This window comes from Mesorhizobium zhangyense (assembly GCF_011045115.1).
Classification (GTDB): Bacteria; Pseudomonadota; Alphaproteobacteria; order Rhizobiales; family Rhizobiaceae; genus Mesorhizobium_M; species Mesorhizobium_M zhangyense.
The window spans coordinates 294896-309974 of record NZ_JAAKZG010000003.1 but is presented as its reverse complement, the minus strand read 5'-3'; the positions used below and the strand labels follow the sequence as shown (position 1 = coordinate 309974).

Genomic DNA, 15079 nt, shown 5'->3' with positions numbered 1-15079 from the left:
ACGCTTCAGCCTTCTCCTCGTGCACAGGGAGAAGAAGGCCGGCCGCAACGCTGACGCCCCCCTCTCCCCGTTTACGGGGAGAGGGTAAGGGTGAGGGGCGGCTCGACGCTGAATTGTAAGTCGCTGTCGATGACATGTAGCCAAGCGCTTTCATGACTACGGCGTCCTCACCTCCATCATCCCGCTCGCCGTGCGGGCCGAATATTGCGGCCGGTACATGTCCTCCACGCTTGCCGCCGGATGCGCATAGATGCCGGGCGTCACGGCGCGCACGACATAGGCCAGCGTGATCTGGCCGTTGTCGCCGGACGTGCGGTCGAAGGCGGCGACGAAACGGTCGTCGCGGAATTCGAGATGCGCGGCTTCGGTGCGGGCAAGCCAGGGGAAGTTGCCGAGGTCGGCGCTGGAGACCAGTCCCGGATTGTCGATCTCGAAGCCGGCAGGCAGCAGGTCGCTGACCAGCACGCGCGAGGGCCAGTCGTTGACCTCGTCGATCTTCAGCACCACCACGAAGCGCTCGTTCTGCGAGACGCTGGTGACATTGGCCTCGGAGCCGTCGAGGCCGTAGTAGGTGCGCGCGATCTGAAAACCGTCCCCGCCGGATGGCAGCGGCTGGGCGGGTGCGGCAACCGCGGTCACCACGGCCTGCAAGGCATCCTTGCCGGTGTTGGCGATGACCAGCGGGTTGTCGGCAAGGTCGTTGCCGGACACCTGCTGCGAATAGGCGCCGCCATGCTGCTCGCCATTGACGGTGAGCTGGATGGTATCGCTGTTGGCCCGCATGGCGCGCGCCGCCAGCAGCATCCAGGCCTGGTCCTGCGTGCTGGTGTAGTTCGCAGCCTTGCGCTCGGCGGTGACGAGCTTGATCAGTTCCGGCACGATCTTCGATGCAGGGCGGCTTTCGGCGGCAAGCGCCAGCATGGCGGCGCCGTCGCGCAGGCGCGAGCCGTAATCCGAGCGCGAATAGTCATGCTCGGTGTTGGTCTTGGCCAGTGTCAGGGCTGCCTGGAAGGTGTTTTCCGAGCGCTGCTGATCACCATAGAGCGCGAGGCTGGCGGCAAGCTGGGCCACCGCCATCGGGCTCGAAAAGGCTTCGAGCTGCGTGTCGGAGTAATAGCGCAAATCGCCGATCGACGCCTTCTTGTTGCGGGCGAGCACATAGAGCGCATAGGCGATCTCGCTGCCGCGATCCTGCAGGTCGATGTCGTAAGAGATTGCGTTCTGCAGGTTCTGGAGTGCGGAAAGCATCGCCTCGCTCGGCACCTCGTAGTTCTTTTCGCGCGCCCGGGTCAGGAAGTCGGTGACATAGGCGTCGAGCCAGAGGTCACCCGAACCCGGTCCCCACAGGCCGAAGCTGCCCGACGACGCCTGATAGTTCAGCACGCGGTAGATAGCCTGCTGGATGCGGTCGTGCAGGGTGGTGTCTTCGGCCATACCGGAGCTGGCCGCCAGTTCGCTGACATAGAGCAGCGGCAGCGCGCGGCTGGTCGTCTGCTCGGCGCAACCATAGGGGTAGCGGTCGAGCGTCATCAGCAGCGACGGCACGTCGAAGGCCGATGCCCGCGATACGCCGACGCTGACGGAGGCGCCGTCGAGCAGGCTTGCCGCCAGCAGTTCCTTGTCGATGCGCAGGCTGGCGTTGGGCTTGAGGTCGACTACGGTGCGCGTCGTCACCGGCAGTTCGGCCGGCCGCACCGGGATGGTCAGGTTCTGCTCGATGCTCAGACCCTCGGCATTGGCGAGCCGAATGGTCAGCCCGGCATCGCCGCTCGATTGCGCGGTGAGCGGGACCGTCAGCGTCTGGCGCTTGCCGGCGGTCAGCGTGACTGTCTCGGGAACCGTGCCGGTTGAAAGATCGCCGTTGGTGTCGATAGCCAGCGAATAGTCGCCGTCCGGGGCATCGGTGTTGGCGATGTCGAGCCGCATCAGCGCATCGTCGCCCGGGGCCATGAAGCGTGGCAGGCCGGCGGTGATCACCACGGGATCACGCACGATGACGTCGCTTGTCGCGTGGCCGACCGCCTCCTTGGTCCACGCCACCGCCATGATGCGCACGGTGCCGTTGAACTGCGGAATGTCGAAATCGACCGTCGCCTTGCCCTCAGTGTCGAGTTTCACCGGACCAGAGAAGAAGGCGACCAGTCTTTCGGTCGGCGGGCTGCCTTCGGAGGCCATGTTGGCGCCGTCGCCACCGGTGCGCAGCTTGCCCGTGGTGCCGAGCGAGCCGTCGATCAGGCGGCCGTAGAGGTCGCGCAGTTCGAGGCCGAGCTGGCGCTGGCCGAAGAACCAGTTTTCCGGGTCCGGTGCCTTGTATTGCGTCAGGTTGAGGATGCCGACATCGACCGCTGCGACCATGACATAGGCGTCGCTGGCGGGTGCGGCACCCGCCACCGCAACCGGTATCGACAGGGTCTGGCGCGGTGCAGTCTTTTCAGGCGGCGAGAGCGTGACGCCAAGCTGTTTCGCGCCCGGATCGACCTTCAGCCATTTCACGCCGATGGCGCGCGCCGGCATGCGCGATTCCTGCGCTTCGCCGGGGCGGTAGAGCGTGGCGGTGACATAGGCGCCGGCGCCCCAGTCGTCGCCGACAGGCACGTCGATGGTTGCGCCGCCTTCCGGCACGCTTGCGGTGATCGTTTTCAGCAGCTTGTCGGCGCCTACCGTCACCAGCAGCTCGCCGGCAAAGCGCGGCGAGACCTGCAGCTTGGCGACTTCGCCGGCTGCGTAGTGGTCCTTGTCGAGGGCGATTTCGAGCCCGTCGGGCGTCTCGGTGGAGGTCGCAGCGACATACCAGCCGGCATCGAATTCGAAGCTGGTGGCAGGGCCTACCGGATCAGCCGTCTCGACTTCGAGGCGGTAGCGGCCCCAGTCGACGGGGGCGCTGATCGACGCTTCCTTATCAGTGGTAAGATCGATCTGGCCGTTGGCGACGGCCTTGGTGAAGGTCACCGGCTCGTAGTTCCAGGCATTGCCGCTGCGATACCATTGGTAATTGCGCTCGACCTTCACAAGCGACCATTGTGCGCCTTGCAGCGCCTCGCGCTTTCCCTGTGGGTCGACGGCGATGAAGCTGAACTTGGCGGTTCCGCCTTGCGGCACCTCGCCGCCCGAAAAATCCGGACGGATGCCGATCATCCGGCCTTGCGGGCGGATGCCTATGTCCAGCGCGCGCTCGACGGCGCGGCCGCCGCTTTCGCGCATGCGCACGGTTACGGCGGCGTTCAGCAGGCGGGTGGTCGAGGGCAGTTGCTCTATCGCCACGGGGAAGGTCGACTTGCCGTCGTCGCCGACGACGGGCAGGTCGGCCAGCGGAATGCGCGTCGCTTCGCCTTCCTGCTCATCGGCAAGGCCGAAGGAGTAGCCGGGGAAGCTTTCCCATTCCTGCGTGGTCGAAAGCGTCACTTCGCCTTCGAGTGCCAGACCGGCAGCCGGGGCGCCATAGAGGAAGCGGCCATCGACGGTGACATTGGCTGCTTCGCCGGCGGCGATCTCGGGCTTGTCGCTGGTCAGGTCGAATTCGATGCGGTCGGGCACGAAATCCTCGACCAGGAACATCTGGCTGGCGACGGCTGCCTGCTTGGGGTCGGTGTAGATCGAGACCGTCCAGGTGCCGCGCATGGCGTTGTTTGCCAGCGTCAGGTCGACGGCGTGGCCGCCGGCATTGGCGCCGTCGGAAATGATGCGGCGATCCTCGACGCCGTCGGGCCGCGTGAAGATGAAGGTCAGCGGCAGGTTCTCAACCGCTTTGGCCGCGTCGTCGCGGGCAAGCGCTGCGACATGCACTTCCTCGCCGACGCGGTAGATGCCGCGCTCTGTCCAGGCATAGACGTCGAGCGCGCCGGGCGCGGTTCGTCCCGTCACGCCGCGGTCGGAGAGATCGAAGCCGGCGCGCGTCATGTCGAGGAAAACAAAATCGCTGTCGCCCTGGCCTGCCATCAACACCGCCGGCACCATGCTGCCGGAGCCGCGCGTCAAGCCGGGGGTGAAGGTGGCGCGGCCCTCAGTGTCTGTCTTTGCCGTGCCGAGGACTTCATTGTTGCGGGCAAGCAGCGTCAGCTCGATGTCGGCGATCGGCTTGGCCGAGCCGAGCGAGCGGGCGAAGACGTTCAGGCCGTCCTGGCCGGTATAGGTGGAGAGGCCGATGTCGGAAACGACGAACCACTGCGTGGCGCGGGAAGAATAGTCCTCGCTGCGGTCGTTGACCGGCTGCGCCGTCAGCACATAGACGCCGGGCTTGCGCTGCGGCAGCGCCTCGTCAACCGGGAAGCTGGTCGTCACTTCCTTGTTGAGCTCGTTGGCGATCTCTATCTGGCCTTCCCAGATCGGCTCGCCCATCTGGTCGGAGATGTTGGAAATGTCGTAGCTGTCGAGCTGGCGCAGGAACTGGTAGCCGGTGAGCAACTGGGCAAGCGAGCGGTCGCCGATGCGGAAGAGCTTCACGTCGGCTGCCGCCAGATTGACGGTGACGAGCGGAATGCCGCGCCGGGCTGTCGCCGGCAGCACGAAGCTGTCGCCGGTGAAGCGCGCGGAGGCGGTGCGATCCTGCACATAGATGGAGAGTACGACCGGTGCGGCGATGACTTCGCCGACCGCCGCAGGCAAGCCAGCGCGGAAGGTAACGTTGTAGTGGCGGCCATGCTCGAGGCCCTCGACGCAGATCTGCTTGTCCTTGGCCTCGATGGCCTTGGGCGCTGCGCCGTCGACGGTGACGAAAGGCGCGTAGTCGACGCCGTTCTTGACCAGTTCCTCCGAGAATTGCGCGCAGATGCGCGGGGCTGCGCTGTCATTGTCGACGGAATGGTCGATGACGCGGAATCCCTTGCGGGCCTTCAGGTCTTCATATTCGGCGCGGATGGTTGCCGAATTGACCAGCGCAAGGCTCGCCTCATAGGACTGAAGGGCAGGGCGAAACATCTCGCGCTTGTCGAGTGCGACCGCCATCACGGCCAACACATCGGCGCGTGTCTGCGTGGTGCGCAGAAGCTGGTAGGCGTTCCAGGCGGCTGAGGTTCCGTCACGCTGGAGTTTTGTGGTCTCTTCACCGTTGGCGGGCGCGACGCCGACGATGGCGCGGGCGAGGCCGAGCCAAAGCGTGCCGTCATTGGGTGAGGTCGCGACGGCGGTGGTGAATTTCTGCATTGCCGTGCGCGGGTCGCCATTCTGCAGTGCCTGGCCGGCTGTTTCGGTAAGTGCGGCCAAGCCTTCCTGACCGACCGTCACCGAGCCGTCGGTCAGCTTGGCGCGGAGCTGGCGGGCCTCGTCGATCATGCCGGCAGAGAAGAAAGAGAGTTCCGGCGGTGCGCCGATATCGGGGTCGCTGTTCAGCGTCACGACTTTGCCGGCAACCGCGCCCGGGAAAGGCTTCAGCGTGGCGAAATCGGATTTGAGGAAACACCATTTGGCCTTGGTGTTGTAGGTGAAGGCGCGGCAGGAAGAATCGCCGAGGCAGGTCGACTTGCACTGGTCGAGCGTGACGTTCTGCTCTGACCTGAGGTCGAAGCCGAAATAGTCGCCATTCTCGCTGGTGGCGATCGTTCGCGCATCGATGGCTAGTGCCGCACCGGCACCAGCAAACAGCAGGGATAAAAGAAAGACGAAAACCGACAAACCACGTGCCGCGCGCATAGACATTGTCTCCTCCACACCGCTGTCGTTTCGAGACCCATGAATCCGGCTTGGCCGGCGCTTGTCAACATGGATGCCCCGGCAGTTTTAATCTCCACCCATGTCTTTTGGATGTAGCCTGATCGGGAATTCGGTCAGGTGCTGAATATGGGACCGAGGCATCGACCAAAAGATATGCCTATACATGTTTCCACAATTTTTAGTGGCAGCCACACGTCAGGGCTGTGTGTGATGCCCCGCGAGCCCTTGCCTGGCCTCAAGGAATGACCTGTCTGGCGCTGGGCGGCTCGCTCCAAATGTATCAGTTTTATTGTCCGCAGAAGATTCCGCCGAATCCGCCCGCGCAATAGCAATTTTGCGCCAAGTTTGTCGTATTCGCGCGAACTGCCAGCCATTCAAAGTTGCACATTTACTCCCGAGTTCTGTCGTCCGTTCCTTTTGACATCGAAGGCCGGATGCGGAATGCTAATCGGCGGAAAGCCAACAATGGGAGTTCTAAGATGACATTCTACAAGAACAACGGGGATAGCGTTCCAGACCATATCGTTGAAATGGCCAAGAGCGTGAAGGCCGGTGGCATGGACCGCCGCGAGTTCCTCGCACTGGCGAGCGTGTTCGGCGCTTCCACCGCAATGGCGTATGGCATGATCGGTCTTGCCGCGCCCACCCCTGCAATGGCGCAGGAAGAACCCAAGAAGGGCGGCGTTCTCAAGGTGGCGATGTCCATCAAGGACCCGAAGGATCCACGCACCGCCGACTGGTCCGAAATCGCCAATGCCGAGCGCCAGACGCTCGAACCCTTGGTGAAATACACCCGCGAGTTCACCTTCGAGCCTTACCTTCTCGAAAGCTGGGAAGTGAATGACGACGCTACGGAATATGTCCTGAAGGTCCGTCAGGGCGCGACCTGGAACAATGGCGACGTCTTCAACGCCGACGATGTGATCTTCAATTTCACCCGCTGGTGCGACAAGACGGTCGAAGGCAATTCCATGCCGGGCCGCATGGGCAGCCTGGTCGACGACGCTACGAAAAAGCTGCGCGAAGGCGCGATCACCAAGGTCGACGACAACACCGTCAAGCTGACGCTCAGCAAGTCCGATATCGCGCTCATCCCGAACCTGACCGACTATCCGGGTCTGGTGGTGCATCGCAGCTTCGACGAGAAGGGCGCGAATTTCGTCGCAACGCCCATCGGCACCGGCCCGTTCGAGCTCGTCTCCTACGATGTCGGCAGCAAGGTCGTCTACAAGCGCCGCGAGGACGGTAAGTGGTGGAACGGCGAAGTCTATCTCGACGGCGTCGAATTCATCGACTACGGCACCGATCCGGCGGCCATGGTCAGCGCTTTCGAGGCTGGCGAAGTCCAGTCAAATCACGAGACGACGGCCGACTATGTCACCATCCTCGACGGTCTGGACCTGGTGAAGTCCGAAGTGGTGACCGCCTCGACCATCGTCGCGCGCACCAACGTCGCAAACAAGCCTTACGACGACCAGAAGGTGCGCAACGCGCTCCAGCTCGCCGTCGACAACGCAGTGGTGCTCCAGCTCGGCTATGGCAATGCCGGCGTGCCTGCTGAAAACCATCACGTCTGCCAGATCCATCCGGAATATGCGGAGCTGCCGAAGGTGGCGCGCGATCCGGCCAAGGCAAAGGCGCTGATGGCGGAAGCCGGACAGGCCGATTTCGAGCACGACCTGATCACGGTGGACGAGGACTGGCACAAGAACACGGGCGATGCGATCGCAGCCCAGCTTCGCGAGGCCGGCATCAAGGTCAAGCGTACGGTTCTGCCGGGCTCGACCTTCTGGAACGACTGGACGAAGTATCCTTATTCCATGACCAACTGGAATATGCGTCCGCTCGGCATCCAGGTCATCGCCATCGGCTACCGCAGCGGCGAGGCATGGAACGAATCCGCCTATGCGAACCCGGATTTTGACGCCAAGGTCAACGAGGCCCTGTCGATCGCCGATGCCGAAAAGCGCAAGACTGTGATGGCCGATATCGAAAAGATCCTCCAGGATTCCGGCATCATCATCCAGCCTTACTGGCGCAAGCTCTACAATCACTCGGCGCAGACCGTGAAGAACCACGGCATGCATCCGACCTTCGAACACGACTTCGGCAAGGTTTGGCTCGCCGAGGCATGAAACTGCTTCAACCGTCGGAGAGGGGCATCCGTGTCCCTCTCCCGATTCCAACGGGTTGACCGCATCTGACCCCAACCCAACGGCAGGGGCTGACCATGTTTGCTTTCATTATACGCCGTCTCGGGACCATGGTTCTGACCATGCTGTGCCTGACGATGGTCGTCTTCTTCATGGTGAATCTGGAACCGAACCTGAAGAAGCTGGCAATCAGCCAGCTCGACATGCGCAGTCCGGCCGACCAGATCGAAAGCTGGCTGGTCAAGAACGGCTACCGGCAGAACTTCTTCGTGCGCTACGGCCAGTGGATCGGCGTGGTGAAGAAGCAGCCCAACATCGACGCCACCGGCAAGGCCATACCGCGGTTCTCCTTCTGCAACGAACCGACAGAACCTTACTATGGCGGGGTGCTGGAAGGCGATTTCGGCTGCTCGACCAAGTTCAAGACCAAGGTCGCCAACAAGCTTTTCCCGGCATTGGGCGCCACCGGCATATTGATGTTCTGGGTTATGGTGACGATGGTGCCGATCGCGCTGCTCATCGGCATATTGGCCGGCATGCGCGAGGGCACGCGAACAGATAGAACCCTGTCGGTCGCCTCGATTGCGACGACAGCGACGCCCGAATATGTTTCCGGGATCATCTTCACCGTCATTTTCGCTTCGTGGCTCGGCTGGCTGAACGGTTCCGCCGCGACCGCGACGGCGCAAGGCATCACCTTCTACAATTTCACCCTGCCGGTGATGACCATGGCCATCTATGGCATCGGCTATATTGCCCGCATGACCCGGGCCTCGATGGTCGAGGTGATGACGCAGCAATATATCCGCACCGCGCGGCTGAAGGGGCTGAGCTTCTCCAGCGTCGTCATCAAGCACGCGTTGCGCAACGCGCTGATCGCGCCGTTCACCGTCATCATGCTGCAGTTCCCGTGGCTGCTCACCGGCGTGGTCATCGTCGAAGTGATGTTCCGCTATCAGGGCTTCGGCTACACGCTGGTGGAAGCTGCCGGCAACAACGACATCGATCTCCTGCTCGGCTGCTCGCTGGTCTCGGTCTTCGTCGTTCTGTTCACCCAGCTCATCTCGGACCTGGGTTACGCCTACCTCAATCCACGCATCAGGGTGCAGTAAGATGGGTACGATGGAATTCCTGTCCGCAACCCAGATCGTGCTTGCGGTGCTTGCGCGCTTCTGGCCCGTCTGGGTGGCGATGGCGATCGTGCTGGGCGCCAGCTTCTGGTTCAAGAAGAAGCTCGGCCTCTATGGCCAGCTTTTCGACAGCGGCGTCGGCATCGCCGGCGTGGTCATCTGCTTCTTCTGGCTGTTCACGGCGATCTTCGCCAACAGGGTCGCGCCGTTCGATCCGCTCGGGCAGATACCGGTCATGAAGGATGCGCTGCCTGGCGCCATCGACGCCAATTCGGGCCTTGCCTATCTGTTCGGCGGCGACAAGCTCGCCCGCGACGTCTTCAGCCGCATGATCTATGGCAGCCGAATCGTGCTGGCGATCGCGCCATTGGCGACCGGCTTCGCCCTGATGGTCGGCATCACGCTCGGCCTGCCGGCGGGCTATTACGGGGGAAAGATCGACTCGTTCCTGTCCTTCCTCGCCAATCTGGTGCTGGCCTTCCCTGTTATCCTGCTGTTCTACCTGCTGGTGACGCCGGGCATCATGGACACGCCCATCCCGTTTGCGATGGCGGGGTTGTTCTTCCTGTTCCCGATCATCTTCTTCTGCACGCTGTTCTATACGCGCTTCAAGAACCGGCCGGAGCGTCTCTATCTGCTCCTCGGCCTCACCCTCCTGTTTGGCGGCTGGGTTTATATCGGGCTTGTCTTCAACGCCGACCCGTTCGGCATCGTCAAGATGGACCCGAACGAGCTCAACATCTTCGTGGCGGTGGTGTTCGCATCCAGTCCGGGCGTGTTCCGCATCGTCCGCGGCCTGGTGATGGATATCAAGACGCGCGACTATGTGGCGGCGGCGCAAACGCGCGGCGAAAGTCCCTGGTACATCATGCTTTGGGAAATCCTGCCCAATGCGCGTGGACCGCTGATCGTCGATGCGTGCCTGCGCATCGGCTACACCACCATCCTGCTCGGCACGCTCGGCTATTTCGGCCTTGGCCTTGCACCCGAAAGCCCGGATTGGGGCACGGCTATCAAGGATGCCAGCCGGCTGCTGCGCTCCTTCATCCACCCGGCACTCCCGCCGACAATCGCGCTGATGACCTTCGTGCTCGGCCTCAATCTTCTGGCCGACGCGCTGCGCGAACAATCGATGAAAGACTGACATGCATTGCTTTCGTCATCCCGGGCAACCGGAGCGTAGCGAAGGGAAGACCCGGGACCCATTCCGGAATGTCGAAGTAACGGAATGGGTCCCGGATACGCCTTGGGCTTCGCCCTGCGGCATTCCGGGATGACGCATAGTGCATGTCGCCCGCCAACAAAGACTGATCAAGGATTGGAACGACCATGAATGAGGCAGTTCGAAATCCCGCCAAGCCGATCCTCGAAATCGAGAACCTCTCCATCTCCTTCTTCACCCGGCGAGGGGAAATTCCAGCGGTGATGGATTTTTCCTGCACCGTCATGCCGGGTGAGGCGATGGGAATCGTCGGCGAGTCCGGCTGCGGCAAGTCGACCGTGTCGCTCGGCATCATGCGTGACCTCTCCAATGTCGGAAAGATCGTCGGCGGCCGCATCAAGTTCCAGGGCAAGGACATGGGCGACATGTCCGACGAGGAACTGCGCGCCATTCGCGGCAACAAGATCGCCATGATCTACCAGGAGCCGATGGCCAGCCTCAATCCGGCGATGAAGGTCGGCCAGCAATTGATGGAAGTGCCGCTCATCCACGACAAGGTGTCGAAGGAGGAGGCCTACAGCCGCTCGCTAGCCATGCTGAAGTCGGTGCGGCTGCCGGACCCCGAGCGGATGATGAAATCCTATCCGCACCAGCTTTCGGGCGGCCAGCAGCAGCGCATCGTCATTGCCATGGCGCTTTTGTCGAAGCCGGCGCTGTTGTTGCTCGACGAGCCGACGACCGCGCTCGACGTGACGGTCGAGGCCGGCATCGTCGAACTGGTGAAGGGGCTCGGCAAGGAATTCGGCACGTCGATGATCTTCGTGTCGCACAATCTCGGCCTGATCCTGGAAACCTGCGACCGCATCACCGTCATGTATTCGGGCGAGGCGGTGGAGACCGGCAAGGTCGAAGACGTCTTCGACCGCATGCGCCATCCCTATACGCAGGGGCTGTTCCGCTCCATCCCGCTGCCGGGCGCCGACAAGAATTCGCGGCCGCTGATCGCCATTCCCGGCCAGTTGCCGCTGCCGCACGAAAGGCCCACGGGCTGCAATTTCGGACCGCGCTGCCAGCATTTCGTTGAAGGTGTCTGCAACGCCGCCGAAATCCCGATGATCCCGGTCGAGGGGCACGACAACCACCACAGCCGCTGCGTCCGTTTTGACGAGATCGACTGGACGGCGCTGCCCGAGGGAGCCAAGACGAGCAAGCCGCCGATCACCCCCGGCGCGCCGGTGCTGAAGATCGACAACCTCAAGAAATACTACAAGGTTTCGGCCAACGAAGTGTTCGGCGGCAGTGAGGGCCGCGTCGTCAAGGCCAATGAAAGCATCAGCTTCGAAGCGCGCGAATCCGAGACGGTGGCCATTGTCGGTGAATCCGGCTGCGGGAAGTCGACGCTCGCCAAGGTGCTGCTCGGGCTGGAGACGGCGAGCTCCGGAACGATTTCGCTGGGCAATCGCGATATCCAGTCCGTCGCTATCGAAAACCGTGATGTCGAGACCGTCTCCTCGATCCAGATGGTGTTCCAGAATCCGTTCGACACGCTCAATCCAAGCCATTCGGTCGGTTCGCAGATCATCCGGACGCTGGAGAAATTCAAGATCGGCAACAATGCCGGTGAGCGCCGCAAGAAGATGCTGGAACTGCTCGATCTGGTGAAGCTGCCGCGGGCTTTCGCCGAACGCATGCCGCGCCAGCTGTCGGGCGGCCAGAAACAGCGCATCGGTGTCGCCCGCGCCTTCGCCGGCCGTGCCCGCGTGGTGGTGGCGGATGAGCCGGTTTCGGCGCTGGACGTGTCGGTGCAGGCGGCGGTGACCGAGCTGCTGATGGATATCCAGCGCGAGTCGAAGACGACCATGCTGTTCATCAGCCACGATCTTTCGGTGGTGCGCTATATCGCCGATCGCGTCGTGGTCATGTATCTCGGCCACATCGTAGAGCAGGGCACGACCGACCAGATATTCTCGCCGCCCTATCACCCCTATACGGAGGCGCTGCTTTCCGCGATCCCGATCGCGGATACCAGCGTCATCAAGAAGCATATCGTGCTGGAGGGCGATATCCCCTCGGCGATGAACCCGCCGTCCGGCTGCCCGTTCCAGACGCGCTGCCGCTACAAGAGCCTTGTGCCCGATAATCTGTGCGAAACACGAGTGCCCCCGCTCAAGGATCTTGGCGACGGACACAAGAGCCTGTGCTGGTTGCCGGATGACGTGCTGGCCGGCATGGAGCCGGTGATCAGTTTCGCCAAGGACCAGAAAAAGCCGGATCCGGCAGTGGCTCCTCCGGCTTCGGATGCGCCGCGCCTGGCGACGCATGCTGCACCAACGGTGGGCCTTGCCAATCTGGAAGCGCCGAAAACGCCTGCCGAAGCGGTGAAGTTAAAGGCGCAGCCCAAAGTGGCGTCCTCAAAAGCGGTGTCCGCGCGGCCCGGTGAATCGGCTCCCGAAAAGTCCCTGACCGAAACAGGTGAGGGACGTCAGGCTGTCAGCGGCGAGGTCAAGCCTGCAACGGCTGCTACCGCGAAGGAGGCTGCGAGCGCCGAGGGCAAGATCGGGCAGAAGCCTCGCGCGGTGAAGACCGCGTCGTCTCCAGCCGCCGCACGTGCCGCCATCGGTGCAAAACCTGCCAAGACACCGGCGCGCGCCAAGCCCGTCGCGCCCACGCTGACGAAGACGGCCAAGCCTTCCGCGCCAGCTGAAAAAGGCAGGCCGCAAGGCATCGCTCGCCCGGCCGCGCCCGACGACCTCAAGATGATTTCGGGTGTCGGACCGAAGATCGAGGGCATCCTGCATGAACTCGGCGTTTATACATTTGCGCAGGTTGCCGCCTGGAAAAAGGCGGAACGCGAATGGGTCGACGACCATCTGAGCTTCCACGGGCGCATCGAGCGCGAGGATTGGGTCAGGCAGGCCAAGGCACTCGCGCAGGGCGGTGAGGCCGAATACATCAAGGTGTTCGGCAAGAAGCCGAGATAGCCGCAAACCTCACGTGGTGGTGTTTAAAAATAGCGGCACTGGGTGCCGCTATTTTCTTAGGAGAAAGTCCAAAGTGACGCTCGGGTTAAAAACCCGTCCGCCGGTGACGCTTTTCTGACAGAGCGGACGGATTTGCGGCCTATCAATGCTTGTCATGAGCACGGAAAGACGCCGACGCAGCAGCGAACGATCTCAGGGCAGGGGAACCGCGGCCATACCGCAACTGCCGCTTCGCCGCGTGCAAAACCCCTATCCGCCGATGGCACTTCTGTCTGCCGACCAGATCGAAGCCATCCACGAAGCCTCCATGCACATCCTCGAAAATTTCGGCATTGAGGTGATGAGCCCGCGAGCGCTGTCGCTGTTTGAAAAGGCCGGCGCCAAGGTTGATCACGCGACTCAGACCGTCTGGCTTGACCGTGGGATGGTGGCGGATGCGCTGAAGACGACGCAATCCAGCTACACGCTGACGCCGCGCAATCTAGCGCGTAAAATCAATCTCGGCGGCAACGACATAAACTTCACGCTCGTCGCCGGCCCGCCCAATGTCCACGACATGGAGCGCGGACGCCGCGCCGGCAACTATGCCGACTATTGCGATCTCGTGCGGCTGGCGCAGCATTTCAACTGCATCCATATGATCGGTAACCAGGTCTGTGCGCCGGTCGAGATGCCGGCCAATTCCCGCCACCTCGACACCTATTTCGCCAACGTTACGCTGACCGACAAGAGCTTTCACGTCTCGGCAATCGGCCGCGGCAGGGCGCTGGACGGCATTGCCATGATGGCGATTTCGCGCGGGCTGACGCTCGACCAGATGCGCGACGATCCCGGTGTCACCACCATCATCTCGGTCAACTCGCCGCGCCGTTTCGACGACATGATGGCGGAAGGACTGATGACGATGGCCGAGTTCGGCCAGTCTGTGGCCGTCACGCCCTTCACGTTGATGGGGGCGATGAGCCCGGTGACGCTTGCCGGTGCGCTTGCCCAGCAAAACGCCGAAGCGCTGTTTGGCGTGGTGCTGACGCAGCTCGTGCGGCCCGGCGCGCCGGTCATGTATGGCGCGTTTACGTCGAATGTCGATATGCGCTCGGGCGCGCCCGCTTTTGGCACGCCGGAAAACACCAAGGCCAACATCGCCTCCGGCCAGCTCGCGCGGCGCTATTCTCTGCCCTATCGCACGACGCCCGGTTCGGCCTCCAACGCGGCGGACGCGCAAGGCACCTACGAGACGATGATGGCGCTGTGGGGGGCGGTGCTCGGCCACGGCAATCTCGTCTATCACGCGGCAGGCTGGCAGGAGGGCGGGCTGACGGCGAGTTTCGAGAAGCTGATCATCGATGTCGAGATGATCCAGCATATGATGGAATTCCTGACGCCCATCGAGGTGAACGAAGGCGAACTTGCGCTCGACGCGCTCGGTCGCGTCCCGACCGGCGGCCATTTCTTCGGCGAGCCGCACACGCTGGAGCGCTATTCCACCGCCTTCTACCAGCCGATGCTGTCCAACTGGCAGAATTATGAAGCCTGGCAGGAAGCTGGCGGGCTGGACGCCACGGCGCGGGCGACCCGGCTGTGGAAGAAGGCGCTGGAGGAATATGTCGAGCCGGAGATGGATGTCTCCGTGCGCGAGGCGCTGGAGGCTTATGTGGCGAAGCGGAAAGAAGAAATCGGGGTGGAGGAACCGTGAGGGATCGTTCTGAGCCGCTGCCGAGGCGTGCAGGTTCCGGCATGGATCCCCGGGTCTGCGCGCTCGTTTCACTTCGCACTTCGCCCGAGGATGACGAAGTGAGAAGCGTTTCCACCAATCGTCAACGCTGGCGATTGGCCGCAGAGACAAACGCGTTCGTCATCCTCGGGCAAGCGACGCGAAGCGGAGTGCAGACCCGGGGATTCATGCCGTGACGTTCATGATGTCAAAATCGGTCCCGAACTGAGGCTTCGATTCAACCACTTCCCATCCAGAATCCCAAAACCAACCTAACTCACTGAAAACAGAGCAAA

The 15079-nt window shown here is 62.6% G+C and carries 6 protein-coding genes and 1 pseudogene; 6 read left to right on the top strand and 1 reads right to left on the bottom strand.

The window, feature by feature from the left end; genetic code table 11:
• Positions 1–156: 156 nt before the first annotated feature.
• Complete coding sequence (locus G6N74_RS08290) at positions 157–5631, bottom strand: alpha-2-macroglobulin family protein (protein WP_165116227.1); 5475 nt, start codon at positions 5629–5631, stop codon at positions 157–159.
• Positions 5632–6125: 494 nt separating this feature from the next.
• Between G6N74_RS08290 and G6N74_RS08285 the strand changes: the two genes are divergently transcribed.
• The 6 genes and pseudogenes from G6N74_RS08285 to G6N74_RS08265 all read left to right on the top strand — a co-directional run bounded on the left by G6N74_RS08285 (position 6126) and on the right by G6N74_RS08265 (position 14765).
• Entirely contained in the window at positions 6126–7781 is a 1656-nt protein-coding gene (locus tag G6N74_RS08285) for an ABC transporter substrate-binding protein (protein ID WP_165116225.1), read from the top strand.
• A gap of 95 nt (positions 7782–7876) precedes the next feature.
• Entirely contained in the window at positions 7877–8911 is a 1035-nt protein-coding gene (locus tag G6N74_RS08280; RefSeq protein ID WP_205826575.1) for an ABC transporter permease, read from the top strand.
• Between the two features lies 1 nt (position 8912).
• Positions 8913–10073 (top strand): ABC transporter permease, encoded by a 1161-nt coding sequence (locus G6N74_RS08275; RefSeq protein WP_376767688.1) that lies wholly within the window; start codon positions 8913–8915, stop codon positions 10071–10073.
• Between the two features lie 185 nt (positions 10074–10258).
• Positions 10259–12349 (top strand): annotated as a pseudogene (locus G6N74_RS08270) (dipeptide ABC transporter ATP-binding protein); the annotation flags it as partial.
• A gap of 498 nt (positions 12350–12847) precedes the next feature.
• Positions 12848–13072, top strand: a complete 225-nt coding sequence (locus G6N74_RS31670) for a helix-hairpin-helix domain-containing protein (RefSeq protein WP_512698582.1) — start codon at positions 12848–12850, stop codon at positions 13070–13072.
• Between the two features lie 154 nt (positions 13073–13226).
• Entirely contained in the window at positions 13227–14765 is a 1539-nt protein-coding gene (locus G6N74_RS08265) for a trimethylamine methyltransferase family protein (RefSeq protein WP_165116221.1), read from the top strand.
• Positions 14766–15079: the final 314 nt, after the last annotated feature.